This is a genomic window from Chryseobacterium sp. GVT01B (assembly GCF_019970045.1).
In the GTDB taxonomy this organism is placed as follows: Bacteria; Bacteroidota; Bacteroidia; order Flavobacteriales; family Weeksellaceae; genus Chryseobacterium.
On sequence record NZ_JAHXYI010000004.1, the window covers coordinates 95,429 to 120,485 of the forward strand.

Sequence of the window (25,057 nt, forward strand, 5' to 3'; positions counted from 1 at the left end):
TAATAGTTACTGTATTTATCGGGATTAGTGCTTGAATTGGATTTTGTACAACTGATGGTAAGAATCAGAAAAAGTAGTTTTAAAAGTTTCATTGTATCATTCGACTTACACATATATTATTTGCTGATATCGTTTTCCAGTTATTTTTGTTATTCAAAATCAGATGGCTATGGAGGGTTTATGTTGCCGGCTCAAAGTCGTAGAACATTTGCCTTTATTTTGTATAAATAATCGGCCCTGGTTTATAATTTTTAATTTGTTCTGGGGTTCCGGTAATTTTAACATTAGGGTCGATATAAAGAATATCCATTTTAAGATTCACATTCTTAGTAATATCTAAAGTTTGAATGTTATTTTTACGGATGTTAATCTGAATTAGGTCAGGATTATGACTCAAGTCCAGTTTCTCAAAATGATTATTGTCAATAGTTAAATATTTTAATTTTTTAAAAGGCTTAAAATCAAAATTATTAATTTGATTATCCATCATATTTATTGATTCTATATTGGGACAATTGATTATAGAAATTGTTTTTAACTCGTTTCTACCAATAGCAAAATCTTTCAACAATGGCATATTGCTTATTTCGAATTCAACTAATTTATTTCTTGCGCAATAGAATTCTTTTAATTTTTTAAAATCACTAAGTTTTAATTTTGTAATATCATTGATTGTTAATGAAAGATATTCAAGATTCCTGAAGTATTGTATATCATCTACATTGGTGAGATTTTGTTTCATTAAATCCAATCTTAAAATTGATTCAGCCTCTTCTTTTTCTATTTTTCCATTCTTGTTAAGATCTATTTCAGGATATTTTAATAAAATGGTTTTTTCTAAGTCTGGATTTGTAAAATGTATAGATTGTGCTAATGTTGATTGGATGAAGAAAAATGAGATAATAAGTATGAACTTTTTCATTTAGTATTTGGCTTTTTACAGATATTATTCAGTTTTGCGGAAAAATAATTACAGGAGTGTTTTATTTCTGAATCAGCTGTTCCAGCCTAGCCATCATTTCATCTTTTTCTTTCAGCATTCTTTCGTACAGCGCAATTTTTTTCTTCGTGTAGTTTTAGTACCTGCTCAATAGGGTTGAAAATAGGATTATCATTTTTCTGATAACCAACACTGTGATCTCCAAAAGTATTTGCAATTACATTTACAGCTTCTTCCTCATCAAAATTCTGAAACGCTTCCACAGGAATTTTCAATACCTCAGAAATCCTTTTCAATAAAGGATCTTCAATGGTTTCTTTCTGCTCCAAAAGCGAAATCTTTTTCTGGTTCCAGTCTTCACCAAGATCAAAAGTCAAAGCCTCCTGCTTGATGCCCAACATCTCCCGAAAACGCTTGATATTTCTCCCCTGATGTATTTTTTTGTTTTGCATATTTGTGTACGTTATAGAAACAAATATAAGTAAAAGTTGGGGGATAGGAAATGGGGGAGTGAGGGTATTTTAGATGGGGTGGGGATATAAAGAATCCGAAGTGGAGACTTCGGATTTTTGTTTTATTTAAAGATGCAAAGTTGGGAGGCTTTGCAGAGCGAAGAGTATGGATTAATATATTCCTTGTTCATATTTTTATTTTTTTGAGTATTTTCTAAATGCAGATACGAGTTGAAAGATTAAATACGCATTAATAATTTTAGCTAAACTATCAATTAACACAGCACCATTAGTACTATCATTTTTTGTAATAGGAAATATTTTCTCAAATAAGTGAACAGGATTTACAAAATTTAAAAAATATCCAATTTCATCTGCAATTAATTCTTTATGAAAATATATATGTCCAAGTTGAATTTTAATTAATGTGTAGCAAATAATTGAAAATATAAAAAGTATCAAAATCGACCTTGTCCATGATAACCCAAAATCATTAGATAAATAATTTGTGATTAAAATAAATTTATCTTTAAAATCACCCTTATTTTCTCTACTTAATTTTAAGAATGTATGCATTTCATATTTTTCATATTTAAGCTTACTATCAATATCTTCATTCTTTTGATTAATTAATTTTAGTTGTCTAAAATTTTCTTTTTTAGCAGTCAAACTTTCACTATATATATTTTTAAAACACCAATTGATATTTACTGGAATTATTTCCATTATATTAGTGTTATTAATTAATATTCGTTTAAATTTAGAGAAATCAATGCTGGAAACTTGAACTTTTCCAAGATTTGAATTTTTTAAGATAATATTAGATTTATGGTCAAGTGCTTCTAAATCTGTTATTTTAAAATTCCCAAAATTGGAAAAATTTTCAAGAATTGCAGTACCTATAGCTACTCTACTTAAGATAATACTGGAATCCTTTATCTCTCCAGCTATTTGAAGTTTCTTTGTTGATAAATTTCTGATAAAATATTCTGTTTTGTATCCTTGATAAGTCAAAAGTAATATTTCATCAATTATTTGATTTCTATTTAAATATGAAATTGTTATAAGATTATTTGATTCTGAACCTTCTAAAATTATTCTCTTAACTTCTGTTGGTTTAAAATGTATATCACTTTTTAAACTATTGTTTAGAAAATAAAAATTTTGACAGCTAAACTCATGTAGTTGAGTTAATTTGTAGTTATTAAAGGTACAATTTTTAAATCTTATACTATCACTGTTTACTTCTTTGAAGGATATATATTGCTCAAATATGCAATTTTCAAAAACAGTATTTAAAGAATTTAATCTTGTCAAATTAAATCTTTTGGAAAATGTACAATTGCTAAATCTAATTGATTTCTTAATATTTAATTCCTTAAGTACTACCTCTTCATTAAAAACACAATTATTAATCGTAATTTCATTCCAAGAAGTTATATTCAAGTTTGTTATTTGTAAACTCTGCGTGATTTGCCTTCTATTTATTTTTGAAAATGTATTTAATACAATTATAAAATCATGGGCAGGTGTTTCAATGTAATTTAATTGATTTGTCATTCTTTAGTTTTATAGTGCTTTTTCAATACTGTTAACTTATAAAAGAATAAAGTTGGAAGGAGTGGTAAATGCGAATTTTGCTTTATAGTTTGTGCTTAGCTCCTTATACGATTTATTCTAACCTTGGATTGATTTATAGAAAAATATTGAGAAACTTTAAGCAATTTTAATAATGGAAAAAAATACCATATAAAACAGAATACTTATTATCCGAAGCCTCCTGACTTTGGATTATTTATTTTTTGCGCAAAGTCGGGAGACTTTGCGCAGCTGGGTACAATTCTTAATTTTTTAATAATTTTTGTACAGCAGTCCTTCTCATTTTTCGTATAAAATATTCAGATATATCAAACGTTTCAGCGATCTCTTGAATATCCATAGGATATCCTGTAAAATGAGGTGAATTTAATCGTAGGATATCTGCCTCTCGAGGTGTTAGTTTTTGCAATGTATCTTCAACCAGCTGTAAATCAATTTTTTTTGTGGTACTTTTTCTATTCAAATCATTAATGAAGATCATTAAATTTTCATCAATTTCTTCTTCCTCTTCCTCTTCTTCTTCAATATTCTTTTGAATATTGGTTGTAAGATTTTTAATTACATCTTCTTCAATTTGAGATTTCAAATATTTATTAGCATAATAAAGAAACTGAGGTAAATTATACATCCAAAAATCAATACCTGAATAATCTTTAATCTCCTTTATTAACTCTTCTCTAGGTGCTTTTATCCTATCATCATGCGGTTTATCGTCAAGATAACACCAATCATTTCCTTTCTTAATATCATTTAATATAAAGATAATTGGTCTTTTTTCTTCTTTAGAAAATGTTAGAATTTGTTTCCAAATGATTAAATCTGCAAAAATTTGGGTGCCAATTTTTTGACCAGAATCAAAATCACCATAACCAGGAGGTATTTTAAACTCATATCTTAGCTTTCCCTCTTCTACAATTTTGATTATTTCTTCAAACGATATTTCATCTCCTACATTAAAATAGGTATTAATAGCATTAAACACATCATCGTCAGCCTTACACTCTTCGATGTTTTTTTCTGCTTCTTGAATATCTTTCAAAATTAAATTTGAAGATAAATTAATATTATTTTTAAATTCATTAGATTTTGTAATAAAATCATCAATATTTTCTTGATTTAAATGAGGATGCTTGTCTCCATTTTTTGTAGCATTTTGTATAGCAATAATTTTATTAATAATTTCTTTCTCATAATTATTAATAATACTTTTGACAATATTTTTTAGTGGCTCATATTTCTCAGAAATTGGTTTAGAAATGACCGATTCTCTATTTTTTAAATATTCATATTCTACTTGAGAAGGTATCCAGAGCCTATTTTTGATTTTTTCTAAAACATCTGTAAATATTTCACTTCTTTTAGACTTAGGTAAAAAATAAAAATCCAAAAGTGCAGAAGAATCAAAAACAAATATGCTATTTTTCCATAAAGTTTCTTCTTTATGATCTGACATTTTATAATAATTAATATTATTCAAATCCATAGTTAAATTGCTAAGTTTTTTGGAGAATTGTATATAATGGAAAAAAGCTTTTGCAAGAAAAGTAAAGTATTTAAACTTGGAATTAGATCCTTATTTTTACAATATTTTGTTTAGGCGATGTTATTTTTTGTAAATTGCTCACATATGTTTTTTAAATCATTTATTAAATGGTTCTTATTAGATAAATTGTGATATAGTTCTTCAAAAGTATTTTCAAGTATTTCTAAATCTGAATCTTCATATAAGAGAATATCTTTGTTATAAGTACTAGTTATTTCCTCTTTAAAATATTCAAATACTTGATATTTTTCTAAAACATTAAATATTTCTAATCTGAAAGTTTTAATATTTAACATTGGTATTTCAAAAGCAGAGCAATAGTCTTTGATTTTTCTCCAGTCATCTCCTGCACATCCTTCAATTTCTTCATAATTTACCTTTTTAGAAATATTTTTAAAAATCAGATCAAAGTCTTTATTTTTAATTGGTTCATTTTTTAAGATTGAATTTATATGTAAATTAAAAAAGCCTCCTAAAAATATATATAAATAAAATGGGCATAAAATATTAATATCAAATTTTTTTAGCTTAAAATTTTTAGTTGTTTCATCAAATTCATCTAAAAGAGTTCCATTTTCTTCTCCATAATAATCCCTAACAGGACCAAATGATTTTATTTTTAGTGGAGGATAAACTTCTTCATTTTTAATATGGGGTGACGTTGTTCTAAAATCAATTTTTAAAGTTTTACCTAAATCAAAGCCCAAATCTTTACTAATAAACTTTCCTATTAAATGGCCGATTTCATGCCAAAAAATATGTTGAATTTTATCTTTTTCAACTTGTTTTTTTTGTTCAATATTATCAAAAAAATCTGATAAGTTTAAGTTTGGATCAAAATCGAAATTTTGTACATTATCATTGTCCATACAATATTAATTAATATCCAAATTTATACATTGAGTGAATATAAAATATATACAATTGCTTAATGTTGTTTTGGTTTTAGGTATCTATTTGTTAATCATTAAATATAAAAGATAAATATGTCATTTCCTTACGGGAAACCATAATCAATAAAAAACCGCCCTACAAAAGCAGAACGGTTAGTATATTAATTTGTCTTAGCGACTCGCTATTACATCATTCCTGGCATTCCACCACCCATTGGCATAGCTGGTTCAGCGCTCTTTACTTCAGTGATTACACACTCAGTTGTAAGAAGCATTCCAGATACAGAAGCTGCATTTTCAAGAGCAACTCTTGTTACTTTAGTTGGGTCAATGATTCCTGCTTCAAGCATATGAACATACTCGTCAGTTTTCGCATTGTATCCGAAGTCTCCTGTTCCTTCTGCTACTTTAGCAACAATTACAGAACCTTCACCACCTGCGTTAGCAACGATTTGTCTTAATGGCTCCTCGATTGCTCTTTTCACTATTTTGATCCCTGTAGTTTCGTCAGAATTGATTCCGGTAAGGTTTTCCAAAGCAGAGATTGCTCTTACTAAAGCAACACCACCACCTGCAACGATACCTTCTTCAACAGCTGCTCTTGTAGCGTGTAGGGCATCATCTACTCTGTCTTTTTTCTCTTTCATTTCTACTTCAGAAGCAGCACCTACATAAAGTACAGCAACACCTCCAGCTAATTTAGCCAGTCTTTCCTGAAGTTTTTCTTTATCGTAATCAGAAGTAGAAGTTTCCATCTGAGCTTTGATCTGAGATACTCTTCCTTTGATTTTCGCTTCGTCACCACCACCGTTTACGACAGTTGTGTTGTCTTTGTCGATCGTTACTTTCTCAGCAGTTCCAAGCATATCCAAAGAGATGTTTTCCATAGTGAAACCTTGCTCTTCAGAGATCACCTGTCCACCTGTAAGGATAGCGATATCTTCTAACATTGCTTTTCTTCTGTCTCCGAATCCCGGAGCTTTTACAGCAGCAATTTTAAGAGAACCTCTTAGTTTGTTGACTACCAAAGTAGCTAAAGCTTCACCTTCAACTTCTTCAGAGATAATCAATAGAGACTTACCACCTTGTGCAATTGGTTCAAGAACCGGAAGTAATTCTTTCATTGAAGAGATTTTCTTCTCTACTAAAAGGATATATGGGTTTTCTAGTTCAGCTAGCATTTTCTCAGGGTTAGTCACGAAGTAAGGTGACTGGTATCCTCTGTCAAACTGCATACCTTCTACAACATCTACAGTTGTATCGATACCTTTAGCTTCTTCTACAGTGATTACTCCTTCTTTTCCAACTTTTCCGAAAGCTTCAGCGATTAAAGCACCGATTGTTTCGTCGTTGTTAGCAGATACAGAAGCTACTTGCTTTACTTTATCTGTAGAATCTCCAACAGCCTGAGACTGTGTTTTAAGGTTTTCAACAACTGCAGAAACTGCTTTGTCGATTCCTCTTTTAAGATCCATTGGGTTAGCACCAGCAGCTACGTTCTTAAGACCTTCTCTTACGATAGCCTGTGCCAATACAGTAGCGGTAGTAGTACCGTCTCCTGCGATATCATTAGTTTTGGAAGCGACTTCTTTTACCATCTGCGCTCCCATGTTTTCTACTCTGTCTTCAAGTTCGATTTCTTTTGCAACAGAAACACCATCCTTAGTTACGTGTGGAGCACCGAAAGATTTTTCGATTACTACGTTTCTACCTTTAGGACCTAAAGTTACCTTTACTGCATTAGCCAATGCATCTACCCCTCTCTTTAGAGCGTCTCTTGATTCAATATCGAATTTTATTTCTTTTGCCATTTTGATTAGATATTAGATGTTAGATGTCAGATATTAGACAACTAACGATAGTTTTTTAATTTGATTTTTTTATCTGAAATCTGATGTCTGTGATCTTAGCCAATAATTCCTAATAAATCAGCTTCTCTTACGATTAAATAGTCTTTTCCTTCAAGCTTCAATTCAGCTCCTGAATATTTTCCATAAAGAACTTTGTCACCTACCTGAACCGTTGTAGGCTCGTCTTTTTTACCAGGACCTACTGCTACTACAGTACCTTCTTGCGGCTTTTCCTTTGCAGTATCCGGGATAATAATACCTGAAGCTGTTTTAGTTTCTGCTGCGATTGGCTCTACCAGAACTCTGTCTGCCAATGGTTTAAAGTTTACTGACATAATATATTTAATTTTTTAATTATTTCTGTCTTCTAATTCTCTAAATGTATGCCATGAGACGTTGATGGATGAAATGGCAGACTTTTATTTCCGAATGTGAAAAATTGGCAGAAAAATTATTTTTTGCGGGCCGGAAATCCGAAGAGATAGCTGGTAGCTACAGGCACTACAAACAAAAGAACGGTAATGGCGGAAACCAAAATTTCCATTGTATGGCTGGCTAAGAAATGAGCGAATGCCGTAGCGGGGTAGAAGTGCTCAAATAAAGACAAACTTAGCTTAATTCCTAAAATAGCAATCACTATAAAAGCGGCCGTTTCCAGAAAAGGAAATATCTGCATCAGGCGGACAAACCACTGCGCAATAAATCTCATGGCTAAAATACCTATAAAAACACCCAGTGTAATCAAAAGTAAATTGTCTGAAAATGCTACGGCAGCAAAAACGTTGTCGATAGAAAAAGCAAGATCCATTACTTCCACAATGGCAACCGTAGCCCAGAAATGTCCCAGCAGCCCAATTGAATTTTTGTACAGCCAGCTGGATTCTTTGTCAGGATTTTCTTCCGTATTTTCTTCATCATTTGTGTTTTTTATTTTTTTGAGAAACCAGTCAAAGGAAATGTAGAGCAGGTATAATCCACCCAATGGTTTCAGCCACCATACGGAAATCAGTACAGAAGCAAAAATAAGGGCCAGGCCGCGAAATACATAAGCTCCAAGGATTCCGTATTTCAGAGCTCTTTTTCTTTGATGTTCGGGCAGATCCATTACGATGGTTGCCAATACTGCAGCATTGTCTACGGAAAGAAGACTTTCTATAAGGATAAGATTGCCGATAATGGCTATAGATTTTGCAGGGTTTTGTAAGATGTCATTAAAAAGGTGGGTAAAATCAGGAAATATCATTTTTGAAAGAAATAGTATTTTGGTTAAGTTTTGAAATAATGGCAGCAGAAACTGAAATGCCTATGAAATTGGTCACAGATCTGGCTTCATTCATAAAGCGGTCTACACTGTATAACAGGGCAAGATCTGTGGTAGGGATTTTTCCAAACCGGCTTAAGGTAAACATCAGGGCAAGAAAGCCTGATCCGGGTACTCCCGAAGCTGTTTTTGAAGCAATTGAAATCGTTATAAAAAGCCAGAAATAATCTTTTACTGTAAGAGGAATATTATAAAACTGGATAAGGAAAATACATGAGATGGAAAGATAAATGCATGCTCCCGCCAGATTAAAATTGTACCCTAGAGGAATGATAAGTCGAAGGATTTTCCGGTCATAGCCCTGTGATTCCATTTTATCAAAAATCATGGGGAACGCCATCTTGGAAGAAGAAGTGGCTACTACCAGAATGATTTCTTCTTTGATGCTGATCAGAAAATCCCATAGATTAATTTTAAAGTAAGCTGTGATAACGCCTAATATTCCGAAAATAAAAAATACGCTCGTAAGGTATACTGTGGCAACAATTTTACTTAATGGCAATAAAGTATTAATGCCGTATACTGAGATTCCATATGCAATATTACAGAAAATGACTATCGGAAGAAATATATAAACATACTTAATGAGTTTAAAAAACAGGTTTCTTCCTCTATCTATAATTTTAAGAATGTTATTCTTTTTTTTCGAAAGGCCAATCAGAACTCCTGCTGATATGGATATTAAAAGAAAAAGTACATAATTGCTGATGTGTAAAGGGTTTGTGGTTTTTGCTAAGAATCTTTCAGGAAGTGCTTTATGAGAAGAAATTATAATTCCCGTATTGGCTCCCGGTTTTAAAAGCAGTCCGGAGCCAATTCCCAATAAAATACTGATGGAAGTGATGATTAAGAAATAGATCACCATCTGGCTTACAATTTTAAATGCATTTTTAGTGCTGAAAATATAGCTTACTCCATACGTTACTGCAATGAAAATAACGGGAATAATCAAAATCTCCAGAAGCATGAAAAAGTAACTGCTTACCGTTTCCAGATGTTTACTGACTTCCGGAAAATAATAGCCCGTTAATGCTCCACAGATAATAGCTGTGAACACATATAAGGTAAGGTTTCTTAGATAGGAGTCTGTAAATGTTTTTTGCTTAAAAGGTTTCATCATCCACTTTTTATATGATAAGATTACAAAATTCAAAGATATAACCTTATATAATACCAAGAACCAATGCACTCAGCAACATTACGATTGATGATCCTATAGCCCATTTTAAGGTGAATTTCAAGTGATCGGAGAATTCAACACCTGCCAGTGAAACCAACAGATAAGTGGACGGAACCAATGGACTTAATAAATGGGAAGCCTGTCCCACAAGACTGGCACGTCCCAAAATATCCGGAGGAATATTCAGCTGGCTGCCCGTTGCTGTAATCACTGGTAATATCCCGAAATAATAGGCATCATTGGTCAGGAAAAATGTAAGCGGTACACTGAATATAGCCGTGATTACATTCAGATAGCCACCCCAGGTTTTAGGAACGATACTGATAATACTGTTTCCCATAGCATTCATAATTCCGGTACCATTTAAGATTCCTGTAAAAATCCCTGCGCCGAAAATCATTCCTGCTACAGATAAGGCATTTCCTGCATGTTTTGAAATGATTTTCTGCTGGTCTTTCAGTTTCGGATAATTAATCAGGGAAGCGATACAGAAGGCAATCATAAAGGCAATTCCCAAAGGAATAATATCAAGGATCATCACGCAAAGCAGGATAATGGTCAGAATCAGATTGATAATAATAAGCTTGGGACGTCTTAGTTCCGGATCATTTTCACCGGCAATATCCTGTCCGCTGTATTTTGTATATTTTCCATGCTTGCTTATTCTTTTTTTCTCTCTTACTCCTAAAATATAGGCAACAAAAAATACCCATACCAACCCAACCAACATTACCGGAATCATAGGAACAAATATTTCTGTGTGTCCCAGTTTCAGAGAACTCATTACTCTTGCCGTAGGTCCGCCCCATGGCAAAATATTCATAATTCCGCCTGCCAGCATGATAATACACGTAAGAACTAAAGGATTCATTCCCTGTTTTTTATAAAGCGGGAGTAATGCTGCAACTACAATAATATAGGTGGAAGAACCATCGCCGTCTAAAGAAACCAAAGTGGTGAGAAGGGCGGTTCCGATGGTTGTTTTTACAGGATTATCTCCCACAGCCTTTAATATGGCATTCACAAGAGGTTCAAAAAGTCCTGTATCAATCATCAGACTGAAATACAGAATGGCAAAAATCAGCATAACCCCCGTAAGCGCTATTTCTTTTACTCCTTCTTTCATCATTTTTCCCAGATCAGGCCCGAATCCTGCTACTACAGCTATCAATACAGGTACAAGTACTAAGGCTGTAAGCGGAGTCATCTTTTTGTTCATGATGAGAATCATAAAGATGAAAATCATTAAAAAACCAAGAAATGTAAGCATAGTTTTATGTAAATATTAATGAGGTATTATTGTTTCTTTTTTCTCCAGTCAAAATTGTTTCTGAAACCGACAAATCCGTAATTACTCGTTTTTTTGGTTTCCAGCTGATTGATGAAGGCAAGCTCCAACGCAGAATTTTTTCCTAATTTTATTCCAAGACCTGCCGTAATACGATTACTGTCGAAAGGTTCCAGCTTATCGACATTCATTCTTATTTCATTTTTAAGAATACCATAGAGTTTTTCCTTTTCTCCCTTTTTATTGAAAGGAATCCTGACCGAGATCAGATAACGGATTCTTACCTCAAATTCATCAGGGTTGCTGATAAAACGTTCCTCTACTCTAAGGCGGTTTGAGATTGATGTTCTGCCGATGTAGTAATCAGCGGTAACCTGTTGAAAAGGTCTTTTTTCATATCTTATTTTTTTAGAATCGTCAGCATTATAGGATTCAAGGATCAAAAACATAGCTCCTGCAGCAGGTTTTATGTTTTCTACCACTTCATAATCTACATAAGCATTCACCAGAAAAAGTCTTGTGTCATAAGCCAGGTCGAAGGAACGGTATTGGGTAAGAGCAGTTAAAGTGCTTTTATCAGTAAGCTTTGCTGACAGGAGGTACTGAAACCACATATTATAATTGTCTTTGCTCTGACTGTGTAAAAGGCCATTTATCAAACAAAATGATAAAATAAGCGTTAATTGTATATTAAGTTTCATGTAATATTTGATTAATATTGCGGTTTCTCAAATATATTTATTCGAAAGAGCGGGCCCGGATTTTTTCAATCAATGACAGTTTTTCTCAACGAACTGCATTTTGAGACAAAAAGATATTATATTTGATGCGTTTCAAAATAAGGTATGGACTATGTTTTTAATCATTAATTTTATTATTATATTATTGATTATCAGGATTTTATTTAGTGGTAAGATTCTGGAAAGTCTTATGAAGTACCGTTGGAAGTTCTTGTTGAGGTTTCAGCATATATTTTTCCTTTTTATCTTCATTTTGATGACTTATTTCACCGAAAACTACTTCCTGGATTCAACTCAGTTGGTAATAAGCATTATTTTGAATACAATTTTCAATGTAGGAATCTATTATCTGGTATATTATTATCTTGTTCCCCGGTTTTATTTATCCAATAAATACCCTGAGTTTATCCTTTACGCTTTAATCTGCTTTTTGGTGTCCAGTCTTTTCAGGATTTTGTGGGAGCCGGCAGTTTTTCAGATGGATTTTAGTGAAAAAGGCTATCACGTTGGGTTTCTGTATAATGTGTACATCTCGCAGGGAATCATCATTCTGGTGGGATCTTTTTTGGGCATTACCAAAGACAAATTTTTAATAGAACAGGATGTAATCAGTCTTGGAGAAGAGAAAGATCAGCTTTATCTTGATTTGCTGAAGTCTAAACTGAATCCTCATTTTTTGCTGAATACGCTTAACAATATCTATGCGAACAGTTTTACACATTCGGAGAAGACATCGGATTCTATTTTGCAGTTGAGCAAACTTCTGAAGTATATTATTTATGACAGTGGGAAAGAAAAAGTCACGGTTTCTCAGGAATTTTCTTCCTTGAAAGCGCTTGCAGCTTTATATCAGCTTAAATATAATAACCAGCTTGATATTGTTATGGATATTGAAGAGCAGGAAGAATTTGATATTGCTGAAATCCCGTCTGCTATCCTTCTTACTTTATTTGAAAATGCCTTAAAACACTCAGCAATAGGAGAGGATGCTCATGGTTTTATAAAATTATTCTGTAATATTGAGCGCTCTGAACTGTATTTTGAAATTATAAATTCTGTAGGGAAAGATAAAATTCATGCAGCTGAATCTGATTATCACGGATTGGGTAATGAAGCAATTATTCATATATTGGATAAATTTTATCCTGATCGGTATGAATTTTATTCCGGACCGAAAGAAAATGATCAATATAAAATTGCTTTAACAATTACTATCAATGGCTAACCTGACTATCGTTAATGTAGATGATGAGTATCCAGCATTACAGCTTGTAAAACAATACTGCGATCAGCTTGAAGGTGTTGAACTGCTGGCTTCATTTCAGAAACCGGAAGAAGCACTGGCGTTTCTGAAAGCAAACAAAGTAGATCTGGTTGTTTTCGATATCAATATGCCTGGTATGAATGGAGTAGAGCTTTTGCAGCAACTCTCCGATCCGCCGTTGTGTATTTTCATTACCCTGGAAACAAAGTATGCGGTGAAAGCATTTGAGCTGGATGTCGTTCACTATCTTATCAAACCTGTGGATTTTGATACCTTTAAAAAAGCAGTCAATAAAGCAAGGGATTTTGTCCAGTTTAAAAGTTCAGCTGGCAGTAAACAACAGGAAGATTTTATTATGTTCAAATCCAATTATGTGATGAACAAGGTTTTTCTGAAAGATATTCTCTGGATACAGGGATTTGGGGAATATATCGTACTGATGACGCCATTGAAAAAGTATATGATTCTGGAAAGAATGTCAAATTTTGAAGAGAAATTTCAGCATTTTGGGTTTATCAGAATTCATAAGTCTTATATCGTATTATCGGACCATATCAATTCTTATAATTCCAGTCATGTTTTCCTGAAAAATGGTGAAGAACTTCCATTGGGAAGAACCTATAAAAAGAATTTAAAAGCACATTTAAGTTAAAAAAATAAAGCCGGAAATTTCCGGCTTTATTCAAAATTGTTATCTCATGACAGAACTATGGGCAATATTGTCCCGGTCCGATCCAAAGGATACATTGTCCTTTGTAATTGTACTCACAGCAAACGCGTCCTGCTGCTCCGCCATTGATTGATTTCTGAGCATCTCTGCTTAATAATTTAGCGTTTTTCATAGTTAGTAATATTTTGATTTATACATCCTGAACATTTAAAGTCAATCAGGATTTTGACATTTGGTGTAAAAGAAGTGGATCAAAGATACTGTTTTTCTATATTATGTGAAATATTTTGTTGCTATTTTTCTTTAATAAAATTTTGATTATCAATTATTAATGAGTTTTAATATTGAGGATATAAAAAGAGAAAGCCGGAACTATCCGGCTTTATTCAAAATTGTTATCAGGTAATAGAACTAAGGACAGTTTTGTCCCGGTCCTATCCATAAAGTACATTTTCCGTTATCGTCGCGTTCGCAGCATACAAGTCTGGCAGCAATTCCGCCATTGATGGTTTTCTGAGCATCTCTGCTTAGTAATTTGGCATTTTTCATAAGTAATATTTTGTTTTTTTTAATCCTGAGCATTTATTGTCAATCAGGTTTTTGACATTTGGTGTTTATCGTAATTCAAATATAAAACTTTTTAAGTCAGGTTGTTATATTTTTTTTGTAGACGAAAATAAGGTGTTGATATCTGATGGTAGTCCAATTGATAAATGAACTCTGAACGAACAGGTTAGGTTTTAAGCAAAAAAAATACTTCATATTAAAAAGGTCATAAGAATTATTCTTTCCCTAGTTAATATGAAGTAGTGCTCTATTTGTTAAAAGTGACAACTTTTTGGTTTTTAACTCTTCCCTGCGGCCTGCATTGGATTAACCTTTCCGGTTGAGCCTCCTCTTACAGATCCTCCTTCCTGTTTTTGTTTAAAGAGTTGGAATTTTGAAGTTTCAGTCCCTGATCCGGTGCTGCTCCAGAAATTATTGTTGGTATCAATATCAGCAGTTTCTCTCATGGGATCAAGCTGAATAGATTTTACTTTCTTATCAAAATAATAGGTCTTGGAAACCTTTTGCTCATTCAGTCTCCAGATCTGTGCAGCAGATTTATCGTACAATTTTGAACCATCTTCAAATGTGAATTCAAGGATGATCGGCATTACGAGTCCGCCTTTGTTTACAAAATCGATCTGATATCCTGTAATATTTTTGAATTTCTCTTTATCCTTAGCATCTAAAGGAAGGCTAGCCTCAGTTTTGATAGTGTATTCCTTATTATTATCTACCTTTTCCTGGCCTCTGTCATATTTATAATAGAAATCCTGAGCAGCTTTGTCAGTATCAACATAGAATTTAATATTCTTGTCTTCTCTGTTTCTGATTTTTGAAAGATCTTCAAAACTGTTTACCAATGGTTTTTCAACCTGATATTTCACTTCAGCAGCAGCTTTAGGATCGGTATCCAGGTTGGGAACGGCTACCGTTACCTTATCAATCGCAATATCTACAGGATCTGTACCGTAGAACCAGCCTCTCCAGAACCAATCAAGATCCTCCCCGCTGGCATCTTCCATAGTACGGAATAAATCTGCAGGTTCAGGATGTTTGAAAGCCCATCTTTTAGCATAGGTTTTAAAAGCTTTGTCAAAAAGTTCTCTTCCCATGATCGTTTCACGAAGAATATTCAATCCCGTTGCAGGTTTTGAATACGCATTCGGACCATATTGAACAATATTTTCAGAATTGCTCATGATAGGCTCCAGCTGATCTTTCGGTAGTTTCATATAATCTACGATCGTCCATGCCGGTCCTCTTTTAGAAGGGAATTTATTATCCCATTTTTCTTCTGTAAGATATTCTGTAAATGTATTCAGACCTTCATCCATCCATGCCCATTGTCTTTCATCAGAATTGATGATCATCGGGAAGAAGTTGTGTCCAACTTCATGAATAATTACTCCAAGCATTCCGTTTTTGGTTCCTTCAGAATACGTTCCGTCTTTTTCAGTTCTTCCGAAATTGAAACAGATCATCGGATATTCCATTCCGTTGGCCGCTTCTACAGATTGTGCTACAGGATATGGATAAGGAATGGTGAATTCTGAATAAGTTTTAATGGTATGTGCAACCGCTTTTGTGGAAAACTTTCTGTAAAGACCATAAGATTCTTTTGGATAGAAACTCATTGCCATTACTTTATTATTGTTTTCAGGAATCGTTACACGCATTCCGTCCCATACAAACTTTCTTGAAGAAGTCCATGCAAAATCACGAACATCTTTGGCTTCAAAAACCCATGTTTTTCTTTGTTTTGAATGATTTTTCTCTGCTTTTTTAGCTTCATCCAACGTTACAATTTCAATAGGTTCAGAGGCATTTTCAGCTTTTCTGTATCTTGACAGCTGATCAGAGGTTAATACCTGATCGTAATTTTTACATTCACCTGTTCCGCCTACAATATGATCGGAAGGAACATTCACTGAAACTTTAAAGTCTCCGAAAACCAAAGCAAATTCTCCTCTTCCGGTAAACTGATGGTTCTGCCAGCCCTGAAAGTCACTGTATACACACATTCTTGGATACCATTGGGTTATCGTATACAGATCGTTCCCGTCTTCAGGGAAATTCTCATAACCGCCACGGCCTCCCATCTTCATTCTGTTGGAGATATTGTAATTCCAGTCTACTTTGAAAACGAATTTTTCACCCTTTTTCAAAACCTTAGGAAGGTCAATACGCATCATGGTTTTGTTGACCGTGTACTTCAAAGCATTACCTGAAGCATCTGTTACTTTTTCAAGACTTACTCCATAACCATTATCCTTAACAGGAAGTTCTGTTACTTTAAGCTGCTGATCAGTCGTTGAAGGGCGAAGAACAGATGAAGTATCATACCCGGCATTCCTGATGTTTGAGTGCTCGTTTTCATCAAGCTGCAGCCAGATATAATCCAGATCATCCGGAGAATTGTTGTAGTATGTTACCGTTTCTGAACCTTTCAGATTTCTTTTATCCTCATCCAGATAAGCGGAAATGTTATAGTCGGCTCTGTTTTGCCAGTATCCGTGTCCCGGAGCTCCTGAAGCTGTTCTGTAAATGTTGGGTGTTGGTAGAATTGTTCCCAGCTGCTCAAACTTGTTACCGTGGTTGCTGCCCGGGTTATTCTGAATATTTTGTGCGGTGAAACCTGTATATGCAAATACAGAAAGTGAAAGTATAACAACTTTTAGTTTCATAACCGAAATGATTTATTAATGATCAAAGATAGTAATAAGCTCTTGAAATAATGAAAATATTTAACTTTTAAAAAGGAATTCTTTCCAAAGTCATTTTTAAGGATAAAGCAAATACCCCGGAAGAAACAAAGAGAATCCAGTCTTTTTTATTCACTTTGAAAAGATTGAGTGAAATAAACAGAATGATTAAGATTGCAGCAACAATTACAATTTGTCCCAGTTCCAAACCAATATTGAATCCCAGCAGAGGTAAAGCAATACTTTGACTTTTTGCAATCATAACCCTTGCGGTATTGGCGAATCCCATCCCATGTACCAGACCAAAGATCAATGCAAGATAATAATTGGCCCGCATCAAGGTCTGCTTTTGATTTTTCATAATAATATTATCCTGTGATGTCAGTACAATCGTTAAGGGAATTAAAAACTCAACCCAGTCAGACGGAACTCTGAAAACATCCAGAATACTTAAAGCCAATGTAATGGAATGCCCGATTGTAAATGCGGTAACAAGAATCAGAATTTTTTTCCAGTCACTGTAAGAATAAACAGCAATCAATGCCAGAACAAATAACTGATGATCTAAGGCATCCAAAGAAATAATATGCTCCCACCCAAGGTTTAAATAAAAAAGAAAATCCTGCATTTTGGTTAAAAAATTTTATATTTTAAATATTTTGTTAAAATGTTGTTAATTTTATTATTTGATTTAATTTTTACGCTTGTTGTTTGTTAATTATTAATAGTATTTATGTTTTAAATAAATATTGTATAATTGTATTGCTTAAAAATGAAATATGGATATTAAAAAATTATTTTTTACAAAAGTAAACATTTCACACGGAGGAGCGAAGCTTCTGAGAAATGCGACAGCAGCCTTTTTGGGATTATATTCCTATGCTTTTTACGGGCAGGTACAGAAACTGGACTCCCGATTTGACGTTTTATTGAAAAATAAAGAGAGTATTGCCAATGGAAGAGCGGTCAAAGAACTGGAACGTCCGGACATGAAACTTGATCAGCATTTGGTGGTGACTTCAAAAGGGGCGCAAACAATGTATTCCTGTATTATTTATACCCAAGAACCCGAAAAACTGAAAGCAGAAGGTTTTATTATTCAGAGCCAGCTGCCGGCTTTTTCCACAGCTTTGGTTACCATTGAAGATATTGAAAAACTTGTGCAGCTTCCGTATGTAACATCTGTAATGGGGCCGGCATTTGATGAGCTTCATAATGATGTAAGCAGAGCTCAGTCCGGAGCAAGCCTTTTGCAGGATGGGGTTTTCAATAATACAGCTTATAACGGTACCGGTGTTCTGGTAGGAATTTATGACAGTGGAATAGACTGGAAACATCCAGATTTCAGAAAAGCTAGTGACCAGACAAAGAGCAGAATTGTTTCTATCTGGGATCAGACCTTAACTGCACAGGCTGGAGAAACTACTCCAACAGGATTTTCAACAGGTGTAGAATATACAAGAGCACAAATTGAAGATGAATTGGATGGAACACCTGTAGGATTCGTTCGTGAAAATGATACAAACGGACATGGAACCCATGTTTCAGGTACAGCTGCGGGAAATGGTGCCGCTTTTACAGATAAAAGACATAAAGGATTTTCATCTGATGCAGATATTGTATTCGTAAAAGGAGGAAATGGCTCTTTTCCAACAACAAATACCATTAATGCTTTAACCTATTTCAAGAATGTAGCAACAGCGCTTAATAAACCTATCGTTGTCAATATGAGTATTGGCGGACAGGGAACTGCTCACGACGGAACATCCAGTCATGAAGTGGCTGTTAATAATTTTACAACGTCTGGACCGGGTAGAGTAGTCGTTATTTCTGCCGGAAATGATTACGGGGCTAACCTTCACAGAAAAGTGGATATCGGAGCTGGTGCAGCACAGACGTATAATTTTACAGTAGCAAGCAATACTTCCGCTACTTCCGTATTTTCATTCATTATGTATGCCAATGATAATACTGCTGTTACAGCAAAACTGACGACTCCTGATGGACAGCAATATACACAGAATATAAGTACGAATACGGCTCATACTATATTGGGGGGAGGTCTTACAGCAACGATGTATAACTATTGGGGAAATGATAACAATAAGAGATACGTACAATTAATAGTAACCAGAACCTCAGGAACTACCAATGTTCAGGGAAATTATACATTAGAAATCACCAATAATGGTGCGCAGCAAATAACAACCCACGGCTGGCTGTATAGTCAGGGCGTGCAAACTACCTTACAAAACGGGGATAATGAATATATTGTGGGAAGTCCGGGAAATGCTTCCAATGCTATAACAGTAGCTTCATATATGGGAAGGGCCAGTTGGTATAGTGGCGCAAGTGGTTATTTTACCCTTACTCCACAGGAATCCATCTCTTCATTCAGTGCACAGGGCCCAAGAGTAGATGGTGTTCAAAAACCTGAAATTGCAGGTTCAGGGCAGAATGTCATTTCATCCAGATCAGGTGATTCTGCTCCAGGAGCAACAGATATTATTGCAGGAACCAATTATTATGTGAAAAACCAGGGAACAAGTATGTCTTCACCTGGTGTAGCAGGAGCTGTAGGATTATTATTGCAGGCCAATCCGGCATTGACAGCAGCTCAGGTAAAAGCACGCCTTACTTCTAATGCAAGAATGGATGGAGCAACCGGAACTGTGCCCAACATGAGATGGGGATATGGTAAACTGGATATTTACAAGGCGGTTACCGATGAATTAGGATGTGTAAAATCTAATTTTGAGACTGTAGGGTACGATGAACCTTATATTATTGCCAATACAGAATCAAATTATTATTTTGATAATATAGCTCTTGCTGTAAGATATACACCAACCCTTACAGGAAAATTGGGAGGATTTTCATTATTAACAGGAACTTCACTCCCTTCAGATATTCCGGTAGATATTCAAATCAGAAAAGTGGACGCCAATGGAAATCCCGGAGATATCATAGCCACTAAAACCATTACTTCATGGCTTAATAATATGCAGAGATTTACCTGGAATTATGTGAATCTTTCCGATCTGAATGTACAGATGGTAACCGGAAAAGAATTTTATATTGTAGTCAATGGTTTAGGAGGAAGAATTGCCATGAAAGCAGAGAATGCAGTGGTCAATAACAGATCCAAGACGTCTACAGATGGAACAACATGGACTTCGAGAACATTCGATCTCAAAATGAGAGCCGTGGTGTATGAAAATGTTGCAGAAGTGAAGAATTTAGCAACAACTAATCAAACGAAAGCAAGTACAGTAGCCAATGGGTATAACTATTTTACCAACGCATGCCAACTTATTTCAAGAGTTGAAAAACAAACTGCAAGTACGGTAACAGGAAATACAACATCAAAGGTATGGGTGGATAACGTACAGCCTAACTACGTTGCAAGAAGATATGAAATAAATCCGGACACGAATGCAGCCACAGCGACAGGAAAAGTAACTTTATACTTTAAACAGAGTGATTTTGATGCTTATAATCTGACCAATGGTGTCAAGCTTCCTACTTCACCTACTGATGTTGCTAATAAAGCGAATCTTCTTATTGAAAAATATACAGGAACAAGTACTACAGGTACAATAGCTTCTTTTGGGGGAGCTGCTACAATTATTACACCTGATATTGCAGATATTATCTGGAATGATACCTACCAATACTGGGAAGTGAGTTTCCAGACGACAGGTTTTGGCGGATATTTTGTGAAAACAGGAACAACATTAGGAACAGTAGATGTTAAAATAAATTCAGAAGTGAATATCACTCCGAACCCTGCGAAAGATTTTGTGAATGTAGCATTAGGAAAACATTCCAAAGCGGCAGTAACCATTTATGATGCTTCAGGAAAATTAATAAAAACCGTAAATGTGGATACAGATTCCGGTAAAATTGATGTTTCGGAATTGGTAAGAGGAACTTATCTGTTCACCCTTGTACTGGAAGATAGTACAAAAATAACGAAGAAAGTAATTAAACAGTAAATCTTCAACAATCAATTATAATCAGAAGCAGCGGTTTTATAACTGCTGCTTTTTTTATATTTGCTGTAAAAATAGAATTCATGTCGGGTAAGCTTTTTTTTGGATTTTTTTTATTCGTAACCATGGTATTTCAGAGTTTTGTGAGTGATGAAGCTTTTCATCCTTACCATGTAGGCTCTGTGGAAATTAATTATAATTCAAAATCCAGAACATTTGAAGTGACCGGGCGATTCTTCCTTGATGATATGGAAAATGGTCTGGGAAAAAAATATGGAGGAGCTTTTCATTTTAATGATGAAAAATATAAAGCAAAATTGAATGATGCTCTGCAAAAATACTGTTCAGAATATTTCAAATTAAAAGCTGATAACAAATTTTTGAAAGTAAATTACATCGGGTATGAAGAAGACCAGGAATCTGTAGATATTTTTCTCGAGTCAGAACCTGTAGCCACCCCCAAAAAAGTAGAAACAGCTGTAAGTTTCCTGTATAATCTTTTTGATGATCAGATCAATATTGTTCATATTATTGTAAACGGACAAAGAAGCAGTGAAAAACTTACTTATCCTAATCGCTATCTCTATAAACAGTTTTAAACATAATGTATGAAATTCATACAACTTAATCGAGGTAGTATCGAAAGTGTCATTCTGAAAGAAATGAAATGGATTGAAGAATCTCAAGTGTTCAGTAATCAATAAAATTCTTCCTTCGTCATAAGAGAAAAGCCAAATTGTTTGACTTTTGAGATGTCTTTATGAGATCAATTTTAATACTAACTTTAGGTTTTGAATAATTCGAAAATATTAATTTTCCAGTTGGAGTAATGTATTAATCCCTTTTGCATGGGCAAGAAGGTCAGGGAAAAAATCATCATAACATTGCTGAAGATGATCTTTATTCTTTAAAAAAGCTTCAAAAACAGGAATGTCTTTATCCAGGTATTTCGCTTTATTGAGCACATTCTGAATACTGAATTTAATTCCCCAGTCTTCGCGGTAATTATAAAGCCAGTCGTCCTGTTCCATTTTGGCCAGCATCTTTTTAAAATTTTCCGGAAGCCATTCTTCGTGGGCATTCAAAACGCTGTAAACTTTAAGAGAATGAGCTTTCCATTCTGCCAAAGAGTGCAGGGAAAGATCTCTGGCAACAAATTGATCCATAGAAACATCCACAAATGCACCGGCATACAGTCTTACCAAAGGAGCAAATACTTTTTTGGCCTCATGAATAGCGGGATGGGAGTCTGTGTAAGTATCAATAGCTCTGTGCAGGGTAATGCCGTCCTGGATATCCTTCGGGAAAGAAAAACGATCCCTGTTGCGGATAAAATCTTCGAGAAATTGCCCCACGATCTGCCCGTCGGTAAAAGAAAGAAAAGAATGAGCCAGATAATTCATAACTTAAAGGTATGAATTAAAAGTGAATGTTGGATAATGGTGAATAGTGAATAGTGAATAGTGAATAGTGAATAGTGAATCCGCTTCGCTCGTGAATTTTTATCCACATCCCAATTAACGATTGACTTGTGAAGCAAAATTGACCATTCATAATTTTACCATTAGTAAATCCGCTTTGCTCGTGAATTTTTATCGACGCTCAATTGACAATTGACTTGTGAAGCAAAATTGACCATTCATAATTTTACCATTAGTGAATCCGCTTCGCTCGTGAATTTTTATCCACATCCCAATTGACGATTGACTTGTGAAGCAAAATTGACCATTCATAATTTTACCATTAGTAAATCCGCTTTGCTTGTGAATTTTTATCCACATCCCAATTGACAATTGACTTGTGAAGCAAAATTGACCATTCACATTAAAAAAGCCTCTCATGAAAATCCTCAATCTTACTCACTTCCTCGATCTTTATCCCAAACTTTCTTTTCGGAATTTTATTAAGATTGGAAACAAAGATTTTTTCATAGCCCAGTTTTTCAGCCTCAGTAATTCTTTGTTCCACTTGTGCTACAGGACGTACTTCACCACTTAGCCCTATTTCTCCGGCAAAGCAGTAGTGTTCTGAAATAGCAATATCCTCATTGGATGAAAGAACAGAAGCTACCACGGCCAGATCCAGTGCCGGATCGTCCGTTTTTATCCCTCCGGTAATATTCAGGAAAACATCTTTAGCTCCCAGTTGGAAACCAGCTCTTTTTTCCAGTACAGCCAAAAGCATATTTAGCCTCTTAGAATCAAAACCGGTAGAGCTTCTCTGAGGTGTACCATACACGGCAGTACTTACCAATGCCTGAATTTCCAGAAGCATAGGTCGGTTTCCTTCCAGAGTTACCGCAACGGAATTACCGGAAAGTTCTTCAAATTTCTTGGTGATTAGAATTTCAGAAGGATTTTTAATTTCTTTCAATCCTTGAGAAACCATTTCATAAATACCAATCTCGGAAGTAGATCCGAAACGGTTTTTATTCGCTCTTAACAATCTGAAAAGGTGATTACGGTCTCCATCGAAATTCAGAACCACATCCACCATGTGTTCCAGAACTTTTGGTCCTGCAATTTGTCCATCTTTGGTAATGTGTCCTACAAGAAATACAGGAGTATTGTTTTCTTTGGCGTATTTAATGATCTCATTAGAGCATTCCCGGATTTGAGAAACGGTTCCCGGAGAACTTTCTATCAGCTGAGACTGCAAAGTCTGAATAGAGTCAATAATCATGAAATCCGGTTCCAGCTTTTTGGCCTCGTGAAGGATTTTTTCCAATGACGTTTCAGTAAAAAGGAAGCAGTTTGGATTTTGAATATCCGTAAGCCTGTCTGCTCTCATTTTAATCTGAGAAGCACTTTCTTCCCCCGAAACATAAAAGATTTTTTTCTTCATTTTCAAAGCAAGCTGAAGCAGAAGGGTAGATTTCCCGATTCCAGGTTCACCACCAATCAAAGTGACAGAACCTAAAACAATTCCGCCTCCTAAAACACGGTTCAATTCATCAGAAGGAGTTTTTATTCTTGGCTCTTCACTTGTTACCACTTCAACAATATTAATTACATGTTGTTTGGTTTTTGAAAAAGGAGGAGTTTTATGAGATGGTTTCTCAACCACTTCTTCCACCAGAGTGTTCCATTCTCCACAGTTTTTACATTGCCCGAGCCATTGAGGATATTGTGTTCCGCAGTTTTGACAGAAATATGCTGTTTTCAGTTTTGCCATACTGCGAAGTTATAAAAAAGCATTTTTCTTTCAGAATCTAAATGGATTTAATATTAAAAACTAATCCATCCACAGTAGGAATATCTTTCATATCTTAGCTTTGTTCAATTAAATAGTAATGTAAAATATAATTACAATGAAAAAAGTATTTTTATCTTTCGTATTTGCGCTTTTAAGTGTTGTGGCGTTTGCACAAGGTACCTGGCAGGTAGATCATATGCATTCTTCTGTTAACTTTAATATTAAGCATATGGGAATTAGCTTTGTACAGGGAAGGTTCGATAAATTTGACGGTAGAATGGCCAGCAGTGGTGCTAATCTGGATAATGCGGATTTAAACTTTTCTGTAAGTGTTTCCAGCATTAATACCGGAGTAGACATGAGAGACAGACATCTTATAAGCGAAGAATTTTTTGATGTTGCCAAATATCCAACTATTGAATTCAAAAGTTCTTCTGTTACAAAAGATAAAAACAACAATTATATCGTAAAAGGAAAACTGACGATGAAAGGAGTGGAGAAAGAAATCAGTGCTCCAGCTATATTCGGTGGAATTACAAAAAATAAAGACGGAAAAGAAGTTATGGGAATTCAGACAAAATTTACAGTCAACCGTCTGGATTACGGAATCAAGTATGACCCTACAGGAGCCGGGATTGCAAAAGATGTTGAAGTAACGGCTTATTTTGAATTGGTTAAGCAGTAATATTTTAAAACATAAAAACTAAAAAGGTTTTCCACTCAATGGAAAACCTTTTTAGCTGATAGACGGAAATCATGTTGGTTATAACTTTGTTTCATTTGCTTATAGTGAATATAGATAAAAATTTTTATCAGGTTTTATAATTGTTTGAGTGATGTTTTTTAATTTTCAAAATGTAAATAATTGCTTTGTAT

General features: G+C 34.4%; 21 protein-coding genes and 1 pseudogene. 5 read left to right on the forward strand and 17 right to left on the reverse strand.

Going from position 1 to position 25,057, the window contains the following annotated elements; translation table 11 throughout:
- Window positions 1-214: 214 nt before the first annotated feature.
- The 11 genes and pseudogenes from LC457_RS10410 to LC457_RS10460 all read right to left on the reverse strand — a co-directional run bounded on the left by LC457_RS10410 (window position 215) and on the right by LC457_RS10460 (window position 11,680).
- Window positions 215-922 carry a hypothetical protein gene (locus LC457_RS10410; RefSeq protein WP_223599777.1) on the reverse strand — a complete coding sequence of 236 codons (708 nt, stop codon included), beginning with the start codon at window positions 920-922 and terminating at the stop codon, window positions 215-217.
- Window positions 923-983: 61 nt separating this feature from the next.
- Window positions 984-1,392: pseudogene (locus LC457_RS10415) on the reverse strand (XRE family transcriptional regulator).
- Between the two features lie 195 nt (window positions 1,393-1,587).
- On the reverse strand, window positions 1,588-2,952 hold the full coding sequence (locus LC457_RS10420; RefSeq protein ID WP_223599778.1) for a hypothetical protein: 1,365 nt from the start codon (window positions 2,950-2,952) through the stop codon (window positions 1,588-1,590).
- Window positions 2,953-3,235: 283 nt separating this feature from the next.
- Window positions 3,236-4,444 carry a PIN-like domain-containing protein gene (locus LC457_RS10425; protein WP_223599779.1) on the reverse strand — a complete coding sequence of 403 codons (1,209 nt, stop codon included), beginning with the start codon at window positions 4,442-4,444 and terminating at the stop codon, window positions 3,236-3,238.
- A 140-nt stretch (window positions 4,445-4,584) separates the two neighbouring features.
- Window positions 4,585-5,403, reverse strand: coding sequence for a hypothetical protein (locus tag LC457_RS10430; protein ID WP_223599780.1), 819 nt, complete (start codon window positions 5,401-5,403; stop codon window positions 4,585-4,587).
- 209 nt (window positions 5,404-5,612) lie between these two features.
- Window positions 5,613-7,238: a chaperonin GroEL gene (gene groL / locus LC457_RS10435; protein ID WP_223599781.1), complete on the reverse strand. Its 1,626-nt coding sequence runs from the start codon at window positions 7,236-7,238 to the stop codon at window positions 5,613-5,615.
- Between the two features lie 95 nt (window positions 7,239-7,333).
- The gene (groES, locus tag LC457_RS10440) at window positions 7,334-7,612 is read right to left on the reverse strand and encodes a co-chaperone GroES (protein ID WP_034696138.1); all 279 of its coding nucleotides are present in this window, start codon (window positions 7,610-7,612) and stop codon (window positions 7,334-7,336) included.
- Window positions 7,613-7,728: 116 nt separating this feature from the next.
- Window positions 7,729-8,520 carry a TerC family protein gene (locus tag LC457_RS10445; RefSeq protein WP_223599782.1) on the reverse strand — a complete coding sequence of 264 codons (792 nt, stop codon included), beginning with the start codon at window positions 8,518-8,520 and terminating at the stop codon, window positions 7,729-7,731.
- Window positions 8,507-9,715, reverse strand: coding sequence for a cation:dicarboxylate symporter family transporter (locus LC457_RS10450; RefSeq protein WP_223599783.1), 1,209 nt, complete (start codon window positions 9,713-9,715; stop codon window positions 8,507-8,509). The genes LC457_RS10445 and LC457_RS10450 overlap by 14 nt, the downstream gene beginning before the upstream one ends.
- A 46-nt stretch (window positions 9,716-9,761) precedes the next feature.
- Window positions 9,762-11,048, reverse strand: a complete 1,287-nt coding sequence (locus LC457_RS10455; RefSeq protein ID WP_223599784.1) for a CitMHS family transporter — start codon at window positions 11,046-11,048, stop codon at window positions 9,762-9,764.
- Between the two features lie 26 nt (window positions 11,049-11,074).
- Complete coding sequence (locus LC457_RS10460; protein WP_262904063.1) at window positions 11,075-11,680, reverse strand: DUF2490 domain-containing protein; 606 nt, start codon at window positions 11,678-11,680, stop codon at window positions 11,075-11,077.
- Window positions 11,681-12,122: 442 nt separating this feature from the next.
- Here LC457_RS10460 and LC457_RS10465 point away from each other — a divergent pair, with 442 nt between their 5' ends.
- Window positions 12,123-13,031 (forward strand): sensor histidine kinase, encoded by a 909-nt coding sequence (locus LC457_RS10465; protein ID WP_223599786.1) that lies wholly within the window; start codon window positions 12,123-12,125, stop codon window positions 13,029-13,031.
- Window positions 13,024-13,722: a LytTR family DNA-binding domain-containing protein gene (locus tag LC457_RS10470; protein WP_223599787.1), complete on the forward strand. Its 699-nt coding sequence runs from the start codon at window positions 13,024-13,026 to the stop codon at window positions 13,720-13,722. Before LC457_RS10465 ends, LC457_RS10470 begins: the two co-directional genes overlap by 8 nt.
- A 55-nt stretch (window positions 13,723-13,777) precedes the next feature.
- Here the strand turns inward: LC457_RS10470 and LC457_RS23380 are convergent, their stop codons facing one another.
- From LC457_RS23380 to LC457_RS10485, 4 genes are all read right to left on the reverse strand, one after another.
- A complete protein-coding gene (locus LC457_RS23380) occupies window positions 13,778-13,912 on the reverse strand; it encodes a hypothetical protein (protein ID WP_262497574.1) in 135 nt (44 codons plus the stop codon).
- Between the two features lie 239 nt (window positions 13,913-14,151).
- Window positions 14,152-14,289, reverse strand: a complete 138-nt coding sequence (locus LC457_RS10475) for a hypothetical protein (RefSeq protein WP_165790518.1) — start codon at window positions 14,287-14,289, stop codon at window positions 14,152-14,154.
- A 296-nt stretch (window positions 14,290-14,585) separates the two neighbouring features.
- Window positions 14,586-16,973 (reverse strand): M1 family metallopeptidase, encoded by a 2,388-nt coding sequence (locus LC457_RS10480; protein WP_223599788.1) that lies wholly within the window; start codon window positions 16,971-16,973, stop codon window positions 14,586-14,588.
- A gap of 67 nt (window positions 16,974-17,040) precedes the next feature.
- Window positions 17,041-17,619, reverse strand: coding sequence for a HupE/UreJ family protein (locus LC457_RS10485; RefSeq protein ID WP_223599789.1), 579 nt, complete (start codon window positions 17,617-17,619; stop codon window positions 17,041-17,043).
- Between the two features lie 151 nt (window positions 17,620-17,770).
- On the opposite strand from LC457_RS10485, the gene LC457_RS10490 reads away from it, so the two are divergent.
- Together LC457_RS10490 and LC457_RS10495 are read left to right on the forward strand one after the other, a co-directional pair.
- On the forward strand, window positions 17,771-20,989 hold the full coding sequence (locus tag LC457_RS10490) for a S8 family serine peptidase (protein WP_223599790.1): 3,219 nt from the start codon (window positions 17,771-17,773) through the stop codon (window positions 20,987-20,989).
- An 80-nt stretch (window positions 20,990-21,069) separates the two neighbouring features.
- Window positions 21,070-21,585, forward strand: a complete 516-nt coding sequence (locus LC457_RS10495; protein WP_223599791.1) for a DUF6702 family protein — start codon at window positions 21,070-21,072, stop codon at window positions 21,583-21,585.
- A gap of 210 nt (window positions 21,586-21,795) precedes the next feature.
- Here LC457_RS10495 and LC457_RS10500 read toward each other — a convergent pair whose 3' ends face one another.
- Both LC457_RS10500 and radA read right to left on the reverse strand, forming a co-directional pair.
- The gene (locus tag LC457_RS10500) at window positions 21,796-22,389 is read right to left on the reverse strand and encodes an ACP phosphodiesterase (RefSeq protein WP_223599792.1); all 594 of its coding nucleotides are present in this window, start codon (window positions 22,387-22,389) and stop codon (window positions 21,796-21,798) included.
- A gap of 421 nt (window positions 22,390-22,810) precedes the next feature.
- Window positions 22,811-24,160 (reverse strand): DNA repair protein RadA, encoded by a 1,350-nt coding sequence (gene radA / locus LC457_RS10505; RefSeq protein ID WP_223599793.1) that lies wholly within the window; start codon window positions 24,158-24,160, stop codon window positions 22,811-22,813.
- Window positions 24,161-24,296: 136 nt separating this feature from the next.
- Here radA and LC457_RS10510 point away from each other — a divergent pair, with 136 nt between their 5' ends.
- On the forward strand, window positions 24,297-24,866 hold the full coding sequence (locus LC457_RS10510; RefSeq protein WP_223599794.1) for a YceI family protein: 570 nt from the start codon (window positions 24,297-24,299) through the stop codon (window positions 24,864-24,866).
- Window positions 24,867-25,057: the final 191 nt, after the last annotated feature.